This is a genomic window from Bradyrhizobium sp. USDA 4472, from assembly GCF_054058595.1.
This window is the reverse complement of sequence record NZ_JBSSAM010000001.1, coordinates 3,490,465-3,511,907: the sequence shown is the minus strand read 5'-3', so window position 1 is coordinate 3,511,907 and position 21,443 is coordinate 3,490,465. Positions and strand designations below refer to the sequence as shown.

General features: G+C 64.1%; 21 protein-coding genes. 5 read left to right on the top strand and 16 right to left on the bottom strand.

Features of this window, described 5'->3' with window-relative positions; genetic code table 11:
• Positions 1 to 52: 52 nt before the first annotated feature.
• The 5 genes from ACVWZ4_RS16185 to ACVWZ4_RS16165 all read right to left on the bottom strand — a co-directional run bounded on the left by ACVWZ4_RS16185 (position 53) and on the right by ACVWZ4_RS16165 (position 3,514).
• Positions 53 to 916 carry a metal ABC transporter substrate-binding protein gene (locus tag ACVWZ4_RS16185; RefSeq protein ID WP_456740727.1) on the bottom strand — a complete coding sequence of 288 codons (864 nt, stop codon included), beginning with the start codon at positions 914 to 916 and terminating at the stop codon, positions 53 to 55.
• Between the two features lie 2 nt (positions 917 to 918).
• Entirely contained in the window at positions 919 to 1,788 is an 870-nt protein-coding gene (locus ACVWZ4_RS16180) for a metal ABC transporter permease (RefSeq protein ID WP_456790269.1), read from the bottom strand.
• Between the two features lie 6 nt (positions 1,789 to 1,794).
• Entirely contained in the window at positions 1,795 to 2,550 is a 756-nt protein-coding gene (locus ACVWZ4_RS16175) for a metal ABC transporter ATP-binding protein (protein WP_456699808.1), read from the bottom strand.
• Positions 2,551 to 2,552: 2 nt separating this feature from the next.
• Complete coding sequence (locus ACVWZ4_RS16170; RefSeq protein WP_456699809.1) at positions 2,553 to 2,777, bottom strand: hypothetical protein; 225 nt, start codon at positions 2,775 to 2,777, stop codon at positions 2,553 to 2,555.
• A gap of 140 nt (positions 2,778 to 2,917) precedes the next feature.
• Positions 2,918 to 3,514: a superoxide dismutase gene (locus tag ACVWZ4_RS16165; RefSeq protein ID WP_092235208.1), complete on the bottom strand. Its 597-nt coding sequence runs from the start codon at positions 3,512 to 3,514 to the stop codon at positions 2,918 to 2,920.
• A gap of 234 nt (positions 3,515 to 3,748) precedes the next feature.
• On the opposite strand from ACVWZ4_RS16165, the gene ACVWZ4_RS16160 reads away from it, so the two are divergent.
• A complete protein-coding gene (locus ACVWZ4_RS16160; protein ID WP_456699811.1) occupies positions 3,749 to 4,276 on the top strand; it encodes a GNAT family N-acetyltransferase in 528 nt (175 codons plus the stop codon).
• Positions 4,277 to 4,409: 133 nt separating this feature from the next.
• Positions 4,410 to 4,850, top strand: coding sequence for a DUF2147 domain-containing protein (locus tag ACVWZ4_RS16155; protein WP_456699812.1), 441 nt, complete (start codon positions 4,410 to 4,412; stop codon positions 4,848 to 4,850).
• Here ACVWZ4_RS16155 and ACVWZ4_RS16150 read toward each other — a convergent pair.
• The 6 genes from ACVWZ4_RS16150 to ACVWZ4_RS16125 all read right to left on the bottom strand — a co-directional run bounded on the left by ACVWZ4_RS16150 (position 4,847) and on the right by ACVWZ4_RS16125 (position 10,792).
• Complete coding sequence (locus ACVWZ4_RS16150) at positions 4,847 to 5,998, bottom strand: DUF3095 domain-containing protein (RefSeq protein ID WP_456740725.1); 1,152 nt, start codon at positions 5,996 to 5,998, stop codon at positions 4,847 to 4,849. The genes ACVWZ4_RS16155 and ACVWZ4_RS16150 overlap by 4 nt on opposite strands.
• A 172-nt stretch (positions 5,999 to 6,170) precedes the next feature.
• Positions 6,171 to 6,371 carry a hypothetical protein gene (locus tag ACVWZ4_RS16145; protein WP_456699814.1) on the bottom strand — a complete coding sequence of 67 codons (201 nt, stop codon included), beginning with the start codon at positions 6,369 to 6,371 and terminating at the stop codon, positions 6,171 to 6,173.
• 126 nt (positions 6,372 to 6,497) lie between these two features.
• Positions 6,498 to 7,220 carry an SDR family NAD(P)-dependent oxidoreductase gene (locus ACVWZ4_RS16140; protein ID WP_092235195.1) on the bottom strand — a complete coding sequence of 241 codons (723 nt, stop codon included), beginning with the start codon at positions 7,218 to 7,220 and terminating at the stop codon, positions 6,498 to 6,500.
• Positions 7,213 to 8,595: a class I adenylate-forming enzyme family protein gene (locus tag ACVWZ4_RS16135; protein ID WP_456699816.1), complete on the bottom strand. Its 1,383-nt coding sequence runs from the start codon at positions 8,593 to 8,595 to the stop codon at positions 7,213 to 7,215. The genes ACVWZ4_RS16140 and ACVWZ4_RS16135 overlap by 8 nt, the downstream gene beginning before the upstream one ends.
• On the bottom strand, positions 8,582 to 8,827 hold the full coding sequence (locus ACVWZ4_RS16130; RefSeq protein WP_456699817.1) for an acyl carrier protein: 246 nt from the start codon (positions 8,825 to 8,827) through the stop codon (positions 8,582 to 8,584). The genes ACVWZ4_RS16135 and ACVWZ4_RS16130 overlap by 14 nt, the downstream gene beginning before the upstream one ends.
• A gap of 150 nt (positions 8,828 to 8,977) precedes the next feature.
• On the bottom strand, positions 8,978 to 10,792 hold the full coding sequence (locus ACVWZ4_RS16125) for a long-chain-acyl-CoA synthetase (RefSeq protein WP_456740724.1): 1,815 nt from the start codon (positions 10,790 to 10,792) through the stop codon (positions 8,978 to 8,980).
• 222 nt (positions 10,793 to 11,014) lie between these two features.
• Here ACVWZ4_RS16125 and ACVWZ4_RS16120 point away from each other — a divergent pair, with 222 nt between their 5' ends.
• Complete coding sequence (locus ACVWZ4_RS16120; RefSeq protein WP_456740723.1) at positions 11,015 to 11,995, top strand: Bug family tripartite tricarboxylate transporter substrate binding protein; 981 nt, start codon at positions 11,015 to 11,017, stop codon at positions 11,993 to 11,995.
• A 61-nt stretch (positions 11,996 to 12,056) separates the two neighbouring features.
• On the opposite strand, the gene ACVWZ4_RS16115 is transcribed toward ACVWZ4_RS16120, so the two are convergent.
• Positions 12,057 to 12,332 (bottom strand): DUF3551 domain-containing protein, encoded by a 276-nt coding sequence (locus ACVWZ4_RS16115; protein WP_456740722.1) that lies wholly within the window; start codon positions 12,330 to 12,332, stop codon positions 12,057 to 12,059.
• Between the two features lie 417 nt (positions 12,333 to 12,749).
• On the opposite strand from ACVWZ4_RS16115, the gene ACVWZ4_RS16110 reads away from it, so the two are divergent.
• Positions 12,750 to 15,884: an efflux RND transporter permease subunit gene (locus ACVWZ4_RS16110; RefSeq protein ID WP_456790268.1), complete on the top strand. Its 3,135-nt coding sequence runs from the start codon at positions 12,750 to 12,752 to the stop codon at positions 15,882 to 15,884.
• A 156-nt stretch (positions 15,885 to 16,040) separates the two neighbouring features.
• Here ACVWZ4_RS16110 and htpG read toward each other — a convergent pair whose 3' ends face one another.
• From htpG to ACVWZ4_RS16095, 3 genes are all read right to left on the bottom strand, one after another.
• Positions 16,041 to 17,915, bottom strand: a complete 1,875-nt coding sequence (htpG, locus tag ACVWZ4_RS16105) for a molecular chaperone HtpG (RefSeq protein ID WP_456699822.1) — start codon at positions 17,913 to 17,915, stop codon at positions 16,041 to 16,043.
• A 113-nt stretch (positions 17,916 to 18,028) separates the two neighbouring features.
• Positions 18,029 to 18,451, bottom strand: coding sequence for a hypothetical protein (locus ACVWZ4_RS16100; protein WP_456763377.1), 423 nt, complete (start codon positions 18,449 to 18,451; stop codon positions 18,029 to 18,031).
• 270 nt (positions 18,452 to 18,721) lie between these two features.
• The gene (locus ACVWZ4_RS16095; protein ID WP_456699824.1) at positions 18,722 to 19,321 is read right to left on the bottom strand and encodes a nuclear transport factor 2 family protein; all 600 of its coding nucleotides are present in this window, start codon (positions 19,319 to 19,321) and stop codon (positions 18,722 to 18,724) included.
• Between the two features lie 189 nt (positions 19,322 to 19,510).
• Here ACVWZ4_RS16095 and ACVWZ4_RS16090 point away from each other — a divergent pair, with 189 nt between their 5' ends.
• Positions 19,511 to 20,359 carry a TonB family protein gene (locus ACVWZ4_RS16090; RefSeq protein WP_456699825.1) on the top strand — a complete coding sequence of 283 codons (849 nt, stop codon included), beginning with the start codon at positions 19,511 to 19,513 and terminating at the stop codon, positions 20,357 to 20,359.
• 102 nt (positions 20,360 to 20,461) lie between these two features.
• On the opposite strand, the gene ACVWZ4_RS16085 is transcribed toward ACVWZ4_RS16090, so the two are convergent.
• Positions 20,462 to 21,268 carry a response regulator gene (locus tag ACVWZ4_RS16085; protein WP_177243503.1) on the bottom strand — a complete coding sequence of 269 codons (807 nt, stop codon included), beginning with the start codon at positions 21,266 to 21,268 and terminating at the stop codon, positions 20,462 to 20,464.
• Positions 21,269 to 21,443 lie beyond the last annotated feature (175 nt).

The following is a 21,443-nucleotide window of genomic DNA, read 5'->3' as shown; positions in this document are numbered from 1 at the left end:
ACTCCGGACTATCGGGCTTTTCGCGCGACGCCAGGCGGGGTGGCCCCCGGCCCTAATGGTCAAGCGCGCTGGTTAGGGCCTTTATATTGTGCCTGACCATGTCAATGTAAGTGGGTGCAGGCCCCTTTTCGCCGGTCAAACCGTCCGAAATCAGGGTCCCGCCGACCTTTGCGCCGGTCTCGGCCGCGATCCGCCGGATCAGGCGGTCATCGCTGATATTTTCCAGAAAAACTGCCGGGATTTTCTGGGCCTTGATCTGGCCGATGATGGCGGCGATATCCCGCGCGCTGGGCTCGGTTTCGGTGGAGACGCCCAGCGGCGCGATGAACTGGATGCCATATTCGGCGGCGAAATAGCCGAAGGCATCGTGGGTCGAGATCACCTTGCGCCGCTCAGGGGGGATCCTGGCCATCGCGTCCCGGACCTCATGGTCGAGCGCGTCGAGCTGTTCCAGATAGGCTTTGAGCCGGCTGCGAATAAATTCCGCGTCATCCGGGGCCGCCGCGATGAGCGCATTGGCGATACCGGTGACGTAGACCTTCGCGTTCGGCACGGACTGCCAGGCATGCGGATCGGCGGCCGAGCCGAGCTTCAGCGGCGCGATGCCGGCGGTCGCGGTGACCATTTGCGCCTTGCCGCCGGAAGACTGCACCAGGCGCGGCAGCCAGCCCTCCAGCCCCAGCCCGTTGACGACGACGAGTTTTGCGTCGGCGATGCGTTTCGCATCACCGGGCGCGGGCGTGTAGACGTGCACGTCGCTGTCCGGGCCGACCAGCGTCGTCAGGTTGACGTCGTCACCACCGATCGTGCGGACGAAGTCGCCGAGGATCGAGAAGCTCGCGACGACATTGAGTCGCTCCGCAGCATGCAACGGTGAGCCGATCAGCAGCAAGGCAAAGATCAGGAGGCTGCGCATCGTCACGCCTCCAGATGCCGGCCGGGAAACATCTGCCTGACGAGGCCGCCGACGCGGCCGAACAGGACAGAGATGATGTAGAGCACGGTCGCGACCAGAATGATCGCAGGGCCCGACGGCACGCGGGTCTGGAACGACAATACGAGGCCGGCATAGCCCGAGAGCCCGGCAACGACGACAGCAATGCAGATCATCACCGTCAGATCGCGCGACCAGAACCGCGCGATTCCTGCCGGCAGGATCATCAGGCCGACCGCCAGCAGCGTGCCGAGCGCCTGAAAGCCGTTGACGAGGTTGATGACGACGAGGGCGAGGAAGGCGAGATGCGCGGGGCCGCCGGCGCGGCTGACCGTACGCAAAAATAGCGGGTCGACACTCTCGATCACCAGGGGGCGATAGATCACCGCGAGCACGAGCAGCGTCACCGTGGCGTTGAACGCGACAACGAGCAGCGTCTGGTCATCCATCGCCAGGATGTTTCCAAACAAGACATGGAGCAGGTCGATATTGGTGCCCTTGATCGAGACGATGGTGACGCCGAGTGCCAGCGAGGCCAGATAGAAGGTCGCAAGCGAGGCGTCCTCCTTCAGCCCGGTCGAGCGCGCGACCACACCGGCGAGGATCGCAACTGCAAATCCGGCGATCAGGCCACCAGCCGTCATCGCGAACAGATTGAGGCCGGAGAGCAGGAAGCCGATGGCGGCACCAGGCAGGATCGCATGGGCCATGGCGTCACCCACGAGGCTCATCCGCCGCAGCATCAGGAAAACGCCGATCGGGGCGCCCGCCAACGCCAGCGCGATGATTGCGGCGAGCGCGCGCCGCATGAACTCGAATTCGATGAACGGACCGATCAGCGCGTCATAGATCATCCGCGGTCACGCCGCCCGCGAGCTGACATCATCAGCCGCGCAGGCGGACGCGCTGTCGTCAAAAGCCTCGCACATCCGCATCGCGACCATCAGATTCTCAGGCGTCAGCACCTCTGCCGTCGGCCCCCACGCCACGGGACCACGCGCCAAAATCAACGTCTCGCTGAAATGCGTGCGCACCATCTCCATGTCGTGGAGTGCGGCCAGCACGGTGCGGCCTTCGGCGTGCCAATGCTTCACCAGTGCGAGCAGATCGGCAATGGTCTTGCCGTCGATGGCGTTGAAGGGTTCGTCGAGCACGATCAGCCTCGCGTCCTGGAGCAGCACGCGCGCGAACAGCACGCGCTGCATCTGCCCGCCCGAGAGCGTGCCGATCGGGCGGTTCTCGAAGCCATTGAGGCCAACGGATGCGATCGCGCGCAGGATCCTTGCACGCGCGGCCTTGCCGATGCCGCCGAACAGGCCCGTCCCGCGCCACAGCCCGGTGCCGACGAAATCGAACACCGAGATCGGGAAGGTGCGGTCGATGTCCGCGCTCTGCGGCAGATAGGCGATGTCACGGGCGTCCAACCTGCCGAGATGGATGCTGCCGTCGAGCGGTTTGAGGATGCCCACGATGCCGCGCAGCAGCGTCGACTTGCCGGCGCCATTCGGGCCGATCACGGCGACCAGCGCGCCTGATGCGACCTCGCCGTTGAGGTGGTGCACGGCCGGATGGCGGTCATAGCCGAGCGTGACGTTGTGAAAGTGAAGCGCTGCCATGGTCACCTCATCGCCAGCCAGACGACGACCCAGAGCGCGGCGCAGACGGCGGCAGCGGCCGAGAGACGGCCCGCCCCGGTCATGCGCAGGATCGACCAGGGCGCGTCCTGGGCCGGATGTGGAGACGCCGGATCGTGGACATGGGCGTGGCTGTGGTCATGCCCGTGCGAATGCGCATGGTCGTGGGAATGGCCGTGATTATGGCTGTGGGACGCGGCGGGAACCATGACTATGGACGTTATATTATAACATTACATCTGTCCATGCCCGCCCTCGGCGGCGCTTTCGGCAGCAAAAAGGCGGCCGCGCGAGCGACCGCCTCTGTTGTTGCGCCCTTCCAGGGCGGCGCAGCGCCGCGAACGACGAGTTACGCCTTCTCGAACAGGGACTCGACGTATTCCCAGTTCACGAGGTTCTCGACGAACGCCTTGAGATAATCGGGACGACGGTTGCGATAGTCGATGTAGTAGGAGTGCTCCCAGACGTCGCAGCCCAGGATCGGCGTGGCGCCGTGCACCAGCGGATTCTCGCCGTTCGCGGTCTTGGAGATTTCCAGCTTGCCGTTCTTCACGGACAGCCAGCACCAGCCGGAGCCGAACTGGCCGACGCCCGCCGCCTGGAAGTCTGTCTTGAACTTCTCGAGGCCGCCGAGGTCTTCGTTGATCTTCTTCTCGAGCTTGCCCGGCAGCTTGCTGCCGCCGCCATTGGGCTTCATCCAGCTCCAGAAGTGGATGTGGTTGTAGTGCTGGCCGGCATTGTTGAACACCGCGGGATTCTTGCCGAACGAGCCCTTGACGATCTCTTCAAGGGACTTGCCTTCCCATTCGGTGCCCTTGAGCGCGTTGTTGCCGTTGGTGACGTAGGCCTGATGATGCTTGTCGTGGTGGAATTCCAGCGTCTCCTTCGACATGAACTGGCCGAGGGCGTCATAGGCGTAAGGGAGTGGGGGCAGCGTAAAGGTCATGGCTTCTTGTCCGCAACTTGGTGGGGAACATCTAACGGTGACCCCTTATAGAAGGTTCCTGCGGCGTTAAATACCGCCAATTTGCGAAAAGGCGTGATGCGATCGCGCGGGCCCATTTGCACAAGTTCGCCGCAGGCAAGTGGATGTCGGCCCTGATGTGCTGCAAAATATCGTTGCCTTTGAAGCGGTTATGACAGAACGAATGTGCCATCGAGGCCGGGACGAGGCAGAGCCATGAGTATTGAGATCGACATTTTGAACGGCGACGCCTCGTGGCCGATCGCCAAGCCGCTGCATCAGGCGGTCTGGGGACCCGATATCGTCGCGAAGCGGCCCTGGGGCCACATCAAATGGGCCAATGCCGATTTGCGTGTGCTGATCGAGACGCCCGAGGACGGGCTCGTCTGCCATGTCGGCATCTATTTCCGCACCATCACCTGGAATGGACAGAAGACGCATGTCGGCGGCATCGGCGGCGTCTGCACGCGCGAGGACCGCCGCAACAGAGGTTATGCGACCATGGCAATCGACGCCGCCGTTCACACCATGCGCGCCAACGAGGCGGTTCGCTTCGCAATCCTGTTCTGCGAGCCGCACAATTTCGCGTTCTACGAGGCCCGCAGCTGGCTGCCTTTCAAGGGCGAAGTCTATTGCAGGCAGCCTGAAGGGCGAATCCGCTTCGATGTCATGGCGCCCTACGTCTTCAACATCGTGCGCGCGCCGACGCTCGGCACCATCGACCTCTGCGGCCTGCCCTGGTGAGAGCCTGAGGTTTTCGACGGCGGCCTCGGCCACCTGCTGCGCTGGGGCAAATGAGCGCAGGAATGTGATTCCATCAGGCGTTGCACGATCCGGAATTACTGCTATTGGAGGCACTCCATTCCGAGGCCCTCCCATGTCCCGCAGAATTGCCGCTCTCACCGCCCTTCTGGCTGCGCTGTCCGGCGCAATGGCTGCTCATGCACAGAGCGTCGGCGCGAGCGGGACCTGGCTGACCCAGGCGGGCGATGCCCGCGTGAAAATCAGCAAATGCGGCGGCGGCCTCTGCGGCGTCATCATCTGGCTGAAAGAGCCATACGACACCGCGACCGGCCAGCCCGCAACCGACAGCAAGAATCCCAATCCCGCGCTCGCCAGGCGCTCGATGATCGGCCTGCCATTATTCTCCGGCATGCAGCCGGCAGGATCGAACAAATGGTCGGGCCAGATCTACAATGCCGATGACGGCAGCACCTATGCGAGCAGCATCACCGTGACCGGGGCAGAGACGCTGCGCGTCGAAGGCTGCGTCGGCGCGCTCTGCGGCGGCGAGACCTGGACGCGCGCGGGACACTAGCTCACAGCCGCCACCATCGCCTTGAGTGCCGCGGCCGCCGACGCGTAACCGCCGCGCGCACCGTCGATGAAGTGCACGTGGTCGCTCCGCAACGCGGAGGGCGTGAAGCAGGTCATCATCGCGGCATCCTGCTGATAGAGCCCATAGCGTACGATGCCGTCGCGCGCAGCGGCGACGAGACGATCGCTCAAGGCGCGTTCGAGCTCCGGCGTGCAGTCGAGAATCATGCGCAGGCCGTCGTCATACTTTCGGAAGTCGGAATTCTCGACCACCTGGCGCTTGTAGACTTTCGGCAGGAAGCCGCCGGCCTTGATGTCGAAGCGCATCAGGACATAAGCAAAGAACGTATAGGCGAGCAGCCCTGCGCGGCGCTTGAACAACGAGCCTCCCCGGATCGCCCGTGCCTCGTAGTCCAGCCCCTGCGGCGGCCATTTCAGCGGCGGCCCCTGCGGCGGCACGGGACGCCCCGCATCCGGACTGCGCTCGACCAGGTGGATGATGTCCTCGATCACTTTTCGGAACGCCAGCGGATCGGCGTCGCGCGCGGGCATCACCAGCACCGACAGAATCAGCCCGCGCGACGCCGGCATCACCTCGAAGCGGCAGGACAGGCCGGAAAGATCGGGCTGCGTCCCCGCGGGCGCCTCAGCGACGGCGAACTCGCCACGCTTCATCGCGGCGTCGGCGAAGGCGAGCCCACCGCCGGAGAACATCGCATAGGACAAATTGGCCGACGGACCGAAACGCGCGACGCGCACGTCGAGACCTTTTGCGCGGATGGCGCTCACCGGCACCAGCGCGACGCGCATCTTCAGGTCGAGGTCTTCCCGGACCCAGGTCGCCGTCGCAGCCAAAGCTTCGCGAGCGGCTTCGAGATCGCCAGGCGCGACCGCAAAGCTGGCGCCGTCGCCGCCGAACACGAAGGGAAATTCGCGTCCCTCGAGCGCATTCGTCACCGCCGCGATCACGGCGGCGCCGGCCATGTTGACGGCCTTGTAGCGCTGCGCCGCAATCGCCTTGGTGGAATCGACGATGTCGGCGACGCCGACGCTCCAGTCGTCCGGCAGCGGCGAATAGAGTTTCGGCTCCATCAGCCGGGTGAAGCCCCGGAAAACGGGGATGCTGCCGTAAAAGGAGTCGGCTGTCATCGCAGGAAGCCGGTCAGGTTTGCACGAGAACAGATACGGGGCGGGATCGATCGGGGTTCACCTGCCGGCTGTCCCGAGCGACAGCGCATCATTGGCGAAATGGAGGACAACAACAAGATGCCGGAGCAGGCTGGCCCGGCGCCGTTCGTCGGCGATGTCGCAGGATACGGCGCTAGTGCAGCTTCTCGTCCTCGCGCTTGCGCAACGCGGATGCCGGCATGTCATGACAGCCGATCAGCCGCACAAATTGCTGCGGATACATTTCGTGGCCGTTGCCGCTGGAGTTTTGATGCGACATCGGCGGGCAGCGCGTATCGTCCAGTTTCGCGGGCGAGGGCTGCACGGGCGTTTGGCCGAGACTTTGAGAGGCCATGGACTGCTCCCTGTCGTTTAGGGCAGTTCGATTGACGTAACTCATTCGATGACGCGGCATCTTACGACCAAATCCGGCAAGATGTCATTGGGCCAGATCAAGGCAATTGTGTCCGCCGGGCTCCGGTTACGCCGTATTGCCGGCGTCGATCGTGAACACCGTGCCTGTCACGTTGCGACCGCCCTCGCCGAGCAGATATTCCACCATGCGCGCGACGTCGTCGGTCTCCGGCAGGCGGCGCAGCGCGCTGCGGCTGGCGATGCGCTTGCGGCCGTCGTCGGAGAGATTATGCGTGAGCTCGGTATCGATGAAGCCGGGCGCGATCGCGTTCACGGTGATGCCGAGCTTGCCGACTTCGCGCGCGAGCGAGCGGGTAAAGCCGGTGGCAGCAGCCTTCGTCGCGCCGTAGACCGACAGGCCGTTATAGCCTGTCGTCGCGATGATCGAGGAGATGTTGATGATGCGGCCGGCGCCATCGGCCATCATCTGACGCGCGACATATTTGGTGAGGATGATCGGCGACAGCACGTTGAGCTGCACCAGCGCCTCGATCTGCGAATTGTGCATGGTCGCGAGCAGCCCCTCGGTGCCGAGGCCGGCATTGTTGACGAGACCGTAGGTCGGACCGAACTCGTCGCGGACGAGCTTTGCGAAAGCCGGAATCGCGTCGATCGCGGCGAGGTCGCAGGCGCGGAAATGCAGTCGCCCCTCGGAGACGCCGATCGCAGCCTTGAGCTCGTCGCTCTCGCGCCGCGCGGCTGCAATCACGTTGTAGCCGGCGCCCACCAGGCGCTTGCCGATCGCAAGACCAATGCCGCGGCTGCCGCCGGTGACGAGAACATTATGCATCGGTGCGCGCCAGTTTGCCGGCCGGGGTGACATCGAGCGCCTCGACGAAGCGGATCACCGCCGGCACCTTGTGCGACGCAAGCTGCGCGCGGCACTGATCCAGGATCTGGTCGCGGATCTCTTTCGCCCGCGCCTGATCGGTGCCGTCAGCGAGGATCACGTCGGCAACGACGATGCCGCCGGTGATCGGGCTGCGGCGGGATTTGGCCCGCGACATCAGCACGTCAGGGTGACGGTTGATTGCCGCTTCGATCTCTTCGGGATGAACCTTGAGGCCACCGATATTGATGATGCCGCCGCGGCGGCCGACGAAATAGTAGCGGTCGCCGCGCAATTCGACGATGTCGCCACTGTCGACGAACCCCTCGCCATCGGTGAGTGCCGCAGCGTCGCGGCCAATGTAGGCGTGTGCCGTGCGCGTCGAGCGGATGCGCAGCGAGCCGTCGACGACCTTCATCTCGACACCATTGCGGTTGCCGAGATAATTGGCCGGAAAGCCTTCGAGCCCGTCATTGACCGCGAAGCCGACGCCGGCCTCGGTCGACGCGTAGGCATGGCCGATGGAGGAATTGGGGAAGGCCGCCTTCAGGCCATCGAGCACCGCCTGGTCGGCGATCTCACCGGAGAGGCGGACATAGCCGGGCTTGAATTGCGCGGCCGAGCCGCTCATCAGGAGCTTGCGCCAGTGCGAAGGCGTGCCGGAGATGTGTGAGACGCCGCGCGCATTCAGCCGTGCGACGTGATCAGGGAGCGCCTCATGCGGGTCAGACAACACCATCGAGCCGCCCGAGAGGATGGCGCGGAGGAATATCTGCAGGCCGCCATAGCGGCGAATGTCATAGAACGTGGCCCAAACCGGCGCGGGTCCCTTTGCGGGGCCCTCGGCGACGATGGCGCCGGTGAGCGCTTCCAGCGTGTGACCGACGATTTTGGGCACGCCTGAGGTGCCCGAGGTGAGCATCAGCCATTCGGTGGCGCGTTCGGTCTCGGCAGGGTGCGCGGGCTGAAGCGGCAATTGCGCGATGACGACCAGCGAGACGTCGGTCGCGGCCCAACGATCGGGCTCGTCGGTAACGACGGCATCGATCCCGGCGTCCGCGATCAGCGCGTCCAGATGCGCCGGGTTGAGATCCGGCGGGCAGAGCAGCATGCGACGGGCGATGCCATCCAGCTCGATCATTGCAAGGCCCGAACGGAGTTGGTCGGACAATTTCAGCAGCACCGCGCGGCCGGACAATTCGCGCAGGCGGCCACCGAGGACCGTCTGCGACAGGATGTCCGTCAGCGACACGACATCGTGGGCATCCGACAGGGTGCGGCCGGTCAGCTCCGTGCCGAGATGGTTGCGGAGCGCAAAGATCTCAGGCGGGGACATTTTCGTAGGCCCGCACGAAATCACCCACGGTGGCGGGGAACGCGGCGTCCTCGGAAATGGTGAAGGGATCGACGCCGGTCTCGTCCTCGAGACGCGCGACGAGAATTGCGAAGGCGAGGGAGTCGAACCCCGTCTCGTGCAGGGACAAATCGTCCGAGAGGGCGGGAAGCGTGATGTGCTGCTCCTTGGCGATCTGCTGGATCGCCTCGATGACCTTGGACCTTACCGACATGGCTGGCTTGCCTCTGAGTTGGTTGATCGATCGTGCCTCTTGCGGCGGCTCTCGGATGACCGCCTCCCATGGCACCTGTTTACCGGACAGAAGTAAATGGCCTCTTGGACAATTCGGATAAAATTGGACCTATCTGGCAATTTTGCTCGGTTACAGCCTGATCGCGCCGCCCACAATCTGCGCAAAAGTTCCGGAATCGAGCGCAACGTAAGCGCCGGATCCCGGCTCGAGCATGTATAGCGGTTCCGTTATCGCACCCGGGTCAAAGCCTGCGCGGGCGAGCTCGCCCTTCTTCTGCTTGAAGGTTTCGGTCGCGTCCAGCTCGCGCGAGATGCGGATGAAGACGGGACGGGCGTAAACCGGCAGGCGCTGCGCGAGATGGGCTGGCAGGGCTTCAATATCGAATCCCTCGTTAACGACGATCGCGCTCATGCCGGCGCGACCGTCGGTGCCGGGAATGCTCACGCCGTAGGTGGTGGCATCAACCACGCCGGTGAAATCGCGCACGGCGTCGTTGACCTCTGATGTCGCGACGTTCTCACCTTTCCAGCGGAAGGTGTCGCCGATGCGATCGACGAAATGGAAGAAGCCCTTGTCGTCGAGCCGCATCAAGTCGCCGGTGCGGAACCAGGCATCGCCCTTGGCGAAGACGTCGCGCAGAATCTTCTTCTCGGTCTCGCCGGCATCGGTATACCCCTCGAAGCGGCCCCCGCCCTCGTCCGCCTTGCCGATGCGACCGATGGCCTCACCCGGCTCGCCGCGAGCGCAAGCGACACAGAGGCCCTCCTCGTTGCGCAGCGGAGCACCGCTTTCGGGGTCGAGCTTGACGAGGCTGGCGGGGAAACGATGCGCCAGCAGGGGCGGGATGCGGCCGATTGCGCCGGGCTGCCCCTCGACGTTGAACAGCGAGAAATTGCCTTCGGTCGCGGCATAGAATTCGAGAATGCGCGGGATAGCGAAACGGCTCTGGAAATCTTCCCAGATGTCCCCGCGCAGACCGTTGCCGCACACCAGTCGCAGCCGATGACGACTCTCATATTCGGACGGCGGCGCCCTGAGCAGATAGCGGCAGAGCTCGCCGATGTATTGAAACAGGGTACAGTCGTGCCTGACGATATCGGACCAGAAGTTCGAGGCCGAGAACCTCTCCGCGATCACCACCGAGCCGCCGGCGGCGAGCATGCTGCACGGCGCGACGATGCCTCCGACCGAGTGGAACAGCGGCAGGCAGTCATAGAGCCGATCCTGCGGCGAAGCGCCGGTGAGGCCGGCGAACCAGAAACCCCAATTGAGAATGCGACGATGGCTGATGCTGGCGGCCTTCGGCAAGCCCGTCGTACCCGAGGTGTAGATCAGCAGCGCACGATCATCGATGGTGACGCCGACGCGCTCTTCCGGCGACAGCGGCCCGTCATCAAGCACAGCGAGCGCAACGTCGATCGCGCGCTCGCTGCGGGCATCGCCATGGCTCCAGATTTTGGCCTCTGTCCTCAGGTGCGGCGTTGCGCTCTCCAGCATCTCGGTCATCTCGTGCGCGACGATGATATACGAGGGCTTTGCGACGTCGAGGCAATGCGCGAGAGATTGCCCGACCAGCCTGGTATTGATCAGTGCCACCACGCCGCCGACGCGGCTGATGCCGAGCCAGGCCGCGACATAATCGATGCAGTTGGGCATGATCAGCGCGACGCTGTCGCCCCTGACCACGCCAACGGAGCGCGCCCAGCGCGCATAGCGATTGATGCGTTTCGAGAGCGCGTCATAGTCGAGTCGAGCGTCGTTGGTGACCAGCGCGATGTGGTCGGGCTGGCGCCGTGCCCAATCGTCGACGACATCGGCGAACAGGCGGCCCGGTAATTTCTCGATCCGCGCGGTCAGCTCGATCGCCTTCAGCCAGATCTTTGAAGCCGACGGTGCGCGCGCGGCTTTCGGCTGTTCGATCACACCGGTGCTCATGCCGTTCATTCTTTCGGAACGTGTCTGCTGGTTCCGGCAGCTTAGCCCGCGGGCCCTGCCCAGGTGTTAAGAGACAAGGTAAAAGCCTGATGGCGCGCGATTAACTCTAGTCGCCCTTTACCAAGCCGACCGGATCGGCGTGCGGTCCCGCGCTGCTTGCAATATCTCATGAGGTGCGGAAGCTTCCCCCGCCCACGAGGGGAGAAGGGACGAGAGAGCGGAGACTGGACGATGTTCATCAGGCGACATTTCCTTCAAATCGCCGCCGGTGCCGCGGCTGCGCTCGCGGCGCCGCGTGCCGTTGCGATTGGCAACCCGTCCTATCCTTCGCACAGCGTGAAATGGGTGGTGCCTTATGCACCGGGCGGGGCGACCGACGTGCTGTCCCGGCTGATCTGCCAGCGCCTGTCCGATCGGCTCGGACAGACCTTCATCGTGGAGAACAAGCCGGGCGCCGGCGGCAATATCGGCACGCAGGCGGTGATCACGTCCACGCCGGACGGCTACACCTTGCTGCTGACCTCGACCGCGAATGCGATCAACGCCTCGTTCGATCCGACACTGCCTTACGATTTCGCCAAGGGCATCACGCCGGTCGCCGGCGTCGCACGCATTCCGCTGGTGCTCGTCGTCAACAACGATTTGCCGGTGAAGAGCGTCGCCGACTTCATCGCCTACGCCAAGGCCAATCCCGGTAAGATGTCGATAGCTTCGTCGGGGATCGGCACGTCGCTGCATCTCTCCGGCGAGCTGTTCAAGTCGATGGCGAGCGTGCAGTTCACCCACGTGCCCTATCGCGGCTCCGCACCCGGCCTGACCGACGTGATGAGCGGCCAGATCCAGGGCATGTTCGACAACGTGACGTCGTCTTTCGAGCTGGTGCGCGCCGGCAAGCTTCGTGCGCTCGGCGTCACCACGCGCGAGCGATCGGACATCCTGCCTGACGTGCCGCCAATCGCCGACACGCTAGCAGGCTACGAAACGTCTTCGTTCTACGGCGTCGGCGCACCCTATGACACGCCGCGCGAGATTGTCGACCTGCTCAATCGCGAGGTCGACATGGCGCTATCCGACGCGGGGATCAAGGCCCGCATCGCCGAACTCGGCGCGATCCCCCTGCACGGCAATCCAGGCGAGTTCGGCAGCATGCTGACCGCCGAGACCGAGCGCTGGCGCAAGGTGGTGGAGCTGTCGGGAATCAAGAAGGAATAGCCAGCGGCTTCTGCGCGCCAAACAGACGGATGTTCATCCCGAATGACAGTATCGCAGGCCTTCAGTACGCCCGCTTGTGGCGCCGGCGCGGGGGCGGCGGCTCGTTGAAGGCATAATAGGGATTTAGATCGCAGGTTGCAGCGAGGCCGGACGCGGTGGCCCGGCACTGCGGCAGCGACGTGAAGGAGCAGTCGAACCAATCGCTGCCGCCGCCGCGAAGACCGCCCGAGTAAACGTGCATGCATACCGGATAGTGTGGATCGTAGCGCTGGGCGCTGGCATCTGCGGCAACGAACAGCGTGGCAACGGCAGTGACGATCAGGAGCGGCAGGCGCATCGGACATTTCCTTCAAGCGGGCAGGCGTTATGCCATTTCGATATGGCACAACAGCGCGGAAGAAGCGACCGTTCCTGTTTATACCTCTCCCGCTTGTGAGCTGCAGCAAAACCGGTCCGACACGCTGCCCTAGCGATCCGAAACCGCGAAGGCGCTCCGTGCCGGGCCTGCATTGAACGCATATCTCGCCACATCAGTCCTTCGACAAAGGTCGCAGGTGACTGGGGCAGGAAACCGCTCGCACGCCCGGGCGAACGGACTAGTCTTGCGATCACAACGCGGCCCCGGACCGATGATGTTCCAGGGCGATCAACAAACATATGGGCTGAAGGAAACGCACATTTGCGCTCGGGCTTTCGGGCGCAGCTCCGCTGTGAGCGGGGCCAAGATGCGCTGGCCGGTCCGTGGGCTCGGGGCATGCAAGAGAGCTTTTCGTCTCCGTTCATCCGCTATCCGATCGGCACCTCGCTGCTGATGGCCGGCATCCTGTTCGTGGGCCTCGTCGCCTATCCTCTGCTGCCGGTCGCGCCGCTGCCCCAGGTCGACTTTCCAACCATCCAGGTTTCCGCGTCGCTTCCCGGCGGCAGCCCGGAAACCATGGCGTCATCGGTGGCTCAGCCGCTCGAGCGCCAGCTCGCGCAGATTCCCGGCATCACGCAGATGACGTCGACGAGCTCGCTCGGCTCGGCCTCGATCACCATCCAGTTCGATCTCAACCGCCTGATCGATGCTGCCGCGAACGACGTGCAGGCCGCGATCAACGCCGCGAGCGGCCAATTGCCGAAGAACCTGCCCTCGCCGCCGACGTACCGCAAAGTCAACCCGGCGGATTCCCCGATCATGATCCTGTCGGCAACCTCGGACACGCTGCCGCTGACCACCGTCAGCGACCGCACCGACGCCCAGCTCGCGCAGCAGATCAGCCAGATTCCCGGCGTCGCCCAGGTGTTCGTCGGCGGGCAGCAGAAGCCCTCGGTGCGCATCCAGGTCGATCCGGCCAAGCTGGTCGCCAAGGGCCTGTCGCTGGAGGACGTGCGCAACCAGATCGCCATCGCGACCACCGACAGCCCAAAGGGCAATATCGACGGCACCAGGCGCGCCTACACGGTCTACGCCAACGACCAGCTGCTCGAGGCCAGCCAGTGGCAGGACGTCATCGTCGCCTATCGCAACGGCGCGCCTTTGCGGATCCGCGACATCGGCGAGGCGGTGGCGGGACCGGAGGACATGAAGACCGCAGCCTGGGCCGACGGCAAGCGCGGCGTGTTCCTCGTCATCTTCAAGCAGCCCGGCGCCAATGTCATCGAGACGGTCAACCGCATCAAGGAGAGACTGCCGCGGCTGATCGCGGCGATACCGCCCGCGATCGGCATCAAGATCATCAGCGACCGCACCATCACGATCCGCGAGGCCGTCGACGACGTGCAGATCACGCTGATGATCACCATCATGCTGGTGGTCATGGTGATCTTCATCTTCCTGCGCAGCTTCTGGGCCACGATCATCCCGAGCATCACCGTGCCGCTGGCGCTGCTCGGCGCCTGCTCGCTGATGTGGGTATTCGGCTATTCGCTGGACAATCTCTCGCTGATGGCGCTGACCATCGCAGTCGGATTCGTGGTCGACGACGCCATCGTGATGCTGGAGAACATCACGCGCTACGTCGAGCGGGGCGAGAACCCCGTCACCGCCGCTTACAAGGGGGCGGCCGAGATCGGCTTCACCATTGTCTCCATCAGCATCTCGCTGGTCGCCGTGCTGATTCCGCTGCTGCTGATGGGTGGCATCATCGGCCGGCTGTTCCGCGAATTTGCGGTGACGCTGTCGATGGCGATCTTCGTTTCGCTCGTGGTGTCGCTGACCCTGACGCCGATGATGGCCTCGCGTTTCCTGCGCTCCGACCACGAGGCCCGCAGCGGCCGCCTTTACCAATGGAGCGAGCGGCTGTTCGAGCGTCTGCTCGGCGCCTATGAGCGCGGGCTCGACCTCGCTCTGCGGCGCAGCTTCATCACGCTCTGCGTGTTCTTTACCACCGTCGCGCTGTCGGCGCTGCTGTTCATCCTGATCCCGAAGGGCTTCTTCCCGCAGCAGGACAACGGCTTCCTCACTGGGGTGTCGGAAATGCCCCAGGATATCTCCTTCGCCGAGATGAAGCGGCGGCAGGAAGAGCTCAATGCCATCGTGCAGGCCGACCCTGCCGTCGATTCCATCGCGATGTTCATCGGCGGAGGCGGCACGGCGCTGAATTCGGGGCGCATGTACGTCACGTTGAAGCCGCTGGGGGAACGCGGCGCGAATGCGCAGCAGATCATCGCGCGGCTGCGGCCGAAGCTCGCCAGGGTCGAGGGCGCGCGCCTCTTTATGCAGGCCTCGCAGGACGTGCGGCTCGGCGGGCGCGCGACCCGTACCCAGTTCGAGTTCACGCTGCAGGACGCCAACCTGGCCGAGCTGAACGCCTGGGCACCGAAGATCCTGACGGAAATGAAGGGCCTGCCGGAGCTTCGCGACGTTGCTACCGACCAGCAGACCGAGGGCACCACGCTGCAGCTCACGATCAACCGCGACACCGCCGCGCGTTACGGCATCCAGCCGCAGCTGATCGACGACACGCTCTATGATGCCTTCGGCCAGCGCCAGGTGGCGCAATATTTCACGCAGACCAACAGCTATCACGTGATCCTCGAGATCACGCCTGCGCTGCAAGGCAAGCTCGACACGCTCGACAAGCTCTACATCAAGTCGCCCCTGACCGGCGACGAAGTGCCGCTCTCGGTGATCTGCAGCTGGAATAACGACCCCGTGCGCCCGCTCGCGATCGCGCATCAGAGCCAGTTTCCCGCGGTGACGATCAGCTTCAACCTTGCCGAAGGCGTTGCGCTGGGACAGGCAACCGCCGCGGTGATGCGCGCGGTCGGCGAGATGGGCGCGCCGCCGACACTGTCCATGAGCTTCCAGGGCACGGCACAGGCGTTCCAGCAATCGCTTGGCACCGTGCCGATGCTGATCCTCGCCGCCCTCGTCGTGGTCTATCTGGTGCTGGGGGTGCTCTATGAGAGCTACATCCACCCGCTGACCATCCTGTCCACGCTGCCATCGGCCGGCGTCGGCGCAATCGCGATCCTGATGCTATCAGGCTTCGATTTCAGCCTGATCGCCCTGATCGGGGTCATCCTCCTGATCGGCATCGTCAAGAAGAACGGCATCATGATGGTGGACTTCGCCATTGCCGCCGAGCGCGAGCAGCATCTGAGCCCGGAGCAGTCGATCCGCCAGGCCGCGCTGCTGCGCTTCCGCCCCATCATGATGACGACGATGGCGGCGCTGCTCGGCGGCGTCCCGCTGATGCTGGGCACCGGCACCGGCGCGGAGATCCGCCAGCCCCTCGGCTACGCCATGGTCGGCGGCCTCGCGGTCAGCCAGGCACTGACCTTGTTCACGACGCCCGTCGTCTATCTCTACCTCGACCGCTTCTCCAACGCGCTGTCACGCTGGATGGCGAGAAAGCCGGAGGTGGAGGAAGAAAGCGAGGAGCGGAAGGACGCGGCGGAGTAGGTAGGCGGCGCTGCTGCTAGCTCCTGCGTCATTGCGAGCGCAAACCAATCCAGGACTGTTTCCGCGGAGATAGTCTGGATTGCTTCGTCGCCAGCGCAAAATTGCTTCGCAATCTTGTCGCTGGCTCCTCGCAATGACGATGGGGCGAGACGGGTCTCACCCCAGTCCCTGCAACACTAGCCGGTTGAGCCTTGCGGTAAACGCGGCCGGATCTTCCGGCAGCTCGCCATCCAGAATCTGCGCCTGCTCGAGCAGGAGCAGGCTGAGATCGTCGACCGTCTTCGAGCCGGCCTGCGCCCTGGTGATCGCCGTGACCATCGGGTGGCGCAGATTGATCTCCAGGATCGGCTTGGTCCGCATGCCGCGGTTCTGCTGCGCCAGGATTCGCTCGAGCTCGCGGCTCGGGCCCTGGCTATCGGCGACGAGGCAGGAGGCAGAGCTGGTGAGACGGGTCGAGGCCTTGACGTCGCTGACGCGCTCGCCAAGCGCGGCCTTGATCACCGCGATGGTGGCGGCCTCATCCGCCTCGGGCTCGTCCTTCTTCGCCTCATCCTTGTCGTCGACGCGCGGAATCAGGTCGAGATTGAGGTCGCCCTGGCTCAACGACTTCAGCGGCTTGCCCTCGAACTCCGTCGGCATCGAGGTCCAGAACGCATCGACGGGATCGGACAGCAGCAGCACCTCGATGCCGCGTGCGGTGGCAGCTTCCAGTCGTGGACTGGCCTTCAGCCGCTCGATGCTCTCGCCGACAAGATAATAGATCTCGGTCTGGTTCGGCTTGAAATCGGCGACGACGTCCTTGAGCGCGCGCTTCTCGCCCGATGTGGTGGTGAAGCGCGACAGAGCAAGCAGCTTTTCGCGGCGCTCGAAATCCTCGTAGATGCCCTCTTTCAGCACTGCACCGAAGGCGTCCCAGATCTTTGCGAAATTCTCCGCATCCTTCTCGGCAAGGCTTTCGAGCTCGTTGACGACGCGGGTCGCCACCGCTTTCCGGATCTGCGCCAGCTGCGGATTGTTCTGGAGCATCTCGCGCGAGATGTTGAGCGGAAGGTCCTCGCTGTCCACGACGCCGCGAATGAAGCGCAGGTAGCCCGGCAGCAGGTCGGCATCGTCAGTGATGAAGACGCGGCGGACATAGAGCTTGACGCGGCCCTTGCGATTCGGCTCGAACAGGTCGAATGGCTTGGTCGATGGCGCGAACAGCAGCACGGCATAGGAGTAGCGGCCTTCGGCACGGTAGTGCAGGGTCATCGCGGGGTCGTCGAAGGCGGATCCGATCTGCTGATAGGCCTTCTTGTAATCGTCGGCCGAAAGTTCGGATTTCGAACGCTGCCATAGCGCGCTCGCCGAGTTGATCTGGCGAGGGTCGCCTTCGCCAGGCACCAGCTCGATCGGGAACAGGATGTTGTCGGAATAGGCGCCGACGATGCGCTCGATCTCGTATGTTTCGAGATATTTCCTGGCGTCGTCCTTCAGGTGCAGGACGATCTCGGTGCCGCGCGCCACGCGCGCCGCTTCCTCGTCACTGGCGCGCGCGATCTCGAAGCCCGAGCCGCCTGAGGACGTCCAGGTCCAGACATCGCTCTCGCCGGCGCGGCGGCTGATTACGACGATCTTGTCTGCGACCATGAAGGCGGAATAGAAGCCGACGCCGAACTGGCCGATCAGGCCGAGGCCGTCCTTGGCCTCCTTCAGCTTCGAGACGAACGCCTTGGTGCCGGAGCGGGCAATGGTGCCGAGATGGTCGATCAGCTCCTGCCGCTCCATGCCGATGCCGTTGTCGGCAATTGTCAGCGTTCCCGCCGCCTTGTTCGGGACGATCCGGATCTTGAGCGCGTCGCCCTCGCCCAGCAGGGCCGGATTGGCGATGGCCTCATAGCGCAGCTTGTCGCAAGCATCCGAGGCGTTGGAGACGAGTTCGCGCAGGAAAATGTCGGTTTCAGAATAGACGGAATGCACCATCAGGTGCAGCAGCTCGGAAACCTCTGCCTGGAAAGGCTGCGTATGCGTGGCCGTGTCGGACGTCGTCATGCGTTTACCCGGTCAATCAGAAGTGGAGAAAGCCCGGATATAACGCGATGGGATGGAGGATCAAGTGGGCGCGCGAACCGCCACCCCGAGAGAGGCGGTTTTGACGACGTGGATCAGGTCACGCAGCGGCCGGGCTGGAGCAGTTTTGCGACTTCGGTCAGGGAGCTGACCATAGGCTCGCAGGCGATCGTCGGCTTGCGGCCGGGCTTCAGCAGGATGGGAGCCGGCTTTGCATTGCCGGTCTCGACGACCGCGGGGACGCGCAACAGCACGGACGTATCGGCAAGGTCATTGAGCCGCATCGAGACGGTGCGGGTGGGAACCGTTGAGGGTTTCAGGGCACCCAGGCGATCGGATTTGCTGCCGCGATTGACATTCTCGCTTGCGACGTTTCGACCCGGGGCTGGGCCCGTGACCGCCTGCCAGCGGTCGGCCGTATCGTGGCCAGAGGCCAGCTGCACGGCGCCAACTTGAACGACGCCGAGCGTCGCGACGAGTGCGACGGCACCCAGAAATACCTGTTGAATCTGTGGCATGGCTGTCGGTCCCTCGCCCCATGGCGATCGCGGGAACAACGCGAGGAGAGGACCGGAGTTTCCCAGAGGTTAAGATCACTTAACCGTGTGCCAAATTCACGCCAATCTGCACAAAAAAAATTGCAGCCGCTTGGAACGACTTCCGGGCCCGGGAGTCGTCCCAGCAGCCGGCTATTCCCCCCTGCCCCATAAGCCGGCGACGTAGGGCGCGACTGTGGTGATGCCAGTCGCGCCTTACTTTTGTCTGGGCTGCCTTTTGTCTGGGCTGCCTCACTTCGTCTTTCCCGCCAGCCAATCCCGCCCCTCGGCATAGAGCTTCTCAACCTCGGGGCCGGTCAGGCCCGGCATATCGCGCTTGACCTTGTAACCGATCAATTCCTGGACGTACGCGAGATGGCGATAGCCTTCCGGCAGCGCGGCCAGCGCCTGCTGGTCGAGCCGGAGTGTCGCGGCGGGATCGACCGGGTCGATCCGGTCCTTCTCATAGATCGGCTGGCGGCGGACGATGCCCCATTGGCCCTTTCGTTTCTCCAGGAAATCGTAGAACCGCCCCGTGCAGACGACATCGCAGAGCACGTCGTGCACCAGGGCCCGCTGCGAGATCGTCATCTTGGTCTGGGCAATAGCCCGCTCGCCGGCGAGATCGATGCTGATGCCGCCGAGGAAATGCAGGATGCGGACGCCCCTGGCAAAGCCCTCCTGGCTGACCCGCATGAAATCCCGCGCCGGCCCCTGAAACCAGGTCGCGGACATCCAGCCCTCTTCGTGCCAGACGGTGGCAAAGCGCTCCCAGTCACCGGCGTCGCGCCACACCGCCCAGTTCTCGACGAGGTCGCGGATGGCAAGGCGGTCGAGGAGTTGCTGGTCCATGATGCGAAGTCTCCGGATGGCTTGAAGCGGCGAGGGATGTCATCGCGGCGAGACATCAACGGGGCAATAAGGTCGCCGTCAAGCATGCGATGGCTGGCAGCCGTTCGAATTGCCCACAATGACGAAGCGCGATACGCGTAGCGAACCTTGCAATCAACCTGATGGCGACTAGTATTGGCGCCGATGCAGATGAAATCCCCGTTACTGGCCGCGCTTTTCGGGTTGCTGGCGGCGTTCCCCGCCTGCGCACAGACCGCTACCCAGAACGAGAGTGTCAAGGCGTGGAAGGCAGGGATCGCGGCGCATATCGCCAGCAACAAGTATTTTCCAGCGAACGGATTGGGACAAACCGGCCAAGCCAAGGTCGCATTCTCCATCGACCGGTCCGGCAAATTGATCTCGCGGGCGTTGACGGAAAGCGCCGGCTCGCGGGCGCTCGACGATGCAGCGCTCATGATCATCGCCCGCGCCGACCCCTTTCCGGCACCGCCTTCGGAATTGAAGGACCAGTCGTTCTCGTTCACCGTGCCGATTGTCTTCACCGGCCGACAATTCCAGGTGTCGCCCTTCGCGATCCTGTTGAGGAAGCCAGACTCTCCCCTCACCGAGCCCGAGCCGATGACCGCCTGGCGCAAGGCAGTCACCGAGCATGTCTGGCGCCACGGGGCGTTTCCGCCAGAGGCCGCCGGTCAAAGGGCCGATGCCGGCGTCACATTCGTGGTCGATCGTTCTGGCAAGCTGATCTCGAGCGCCTTGGTCGAAAGCACCGGCTCCGCGCCGCTGGACGCCGCCGCCCTCGCCATGGTGGAGCGATCCGTGCCGTTCCCGAAGCCGCCTGCCGAGGCGAAGGATGATCTGCAGAGAGTGACCGTCCTCATGGCGTTCGACGGGACACGGCTAAACTCAGGGCCGTCGCCGGAGCAGGAAAAATTTCTCCAATCCTGGATCGAAGGCCAGGGCAAGTCGAATGCGAAATCGCCCGGGCCGAACGATACCAAGCTGAATTCCATGCTTCGCAGCATTTGCCGCGGCTGCTGAGTCAGGGCAAAAATAAGCTCTCCGTTCCACGCGAGAACGGCGCGTCTTGCGACGCGCCGTTTTCCATTTCGATAGAGGCTTCCTGAAACCGCCGGCGCCTGGTCAAGCCGCCGGCGCCTTCGGCGCGCGGTTGCGCGAGTTGCGCTGGAAGAACAGGGCCTGGCTCGCCACCGCCGACACCATCGCGGGCTGGAACGGCTTTGAGATCAGGAAGGCCGGCTCCGGACGCTCGCCGGTGAGGAAGCGCTCCGGATAGGCGGTGATGAACACCACCGGCACCTCGAAGGTGCGGAGCAATTCGTTGACCGCATCCAGGCCCGACGAACCGTCGGCGAGCTGGATGTCGGCGAGGATCAGGCCCGGCCGCTTGTTCTTGGCCAGCGCCACCGCATCGGCATGGGTGCGCGCGACGCCGACGACGTTGTGGCCGAGATTCTTCACCAGGCTCTCGAGATCCATGGCGATGAAGGTCTCGTCCTCGATGATCAGCACGTCGGTGGCGATCTCGGCCGCCATTTCGCGACCTGCCGCATCGGCCAGCCGGCGGGTCTCGGCGACATCGGTGCCGAGCACAAAGGCGACTTCCTCTTCCGAAAACCCTTCCAGCGAGAGCAGCAGGAAGGCCTGGCGCGGCAACGGCGTGATGTTGGACAGCCGCCGCTCGGGCGGCATCGGCAGCGTCGCAACCTCGGAATCGTCGTTGACCGAGACGGAATTCCAGATCTGGGTGAACAGCCGGAACAGGCCGGCGCGTGGCCCATGGCTCTCGTCGAGCACCGAGGGGTCGCCCAGCATGGCTTCCAACATGGCTGCAACATAGGCGTCGCCGGAGGCTTGGCTGCCCGTCAGGGCGCGCGCATACCGACGCAGCAACGGCAAGTGTTCAGCAACGAGCTGTGAACGGGACATCCCCACTCCATTCATCTTCGGGCCGGCTTGGCAACGCGGGGGGCCCGGGTTCCCCTGCTGGGCTGTTTACGCTTCAGGCCAAGAAAAGTTCCGCCGCGGGCGGAACTATTTGTCGGACGTCGAATTGAACTCGTCCAGGGAACGGCTCCCGGTTGAGAAAACCTATCGACTTTGC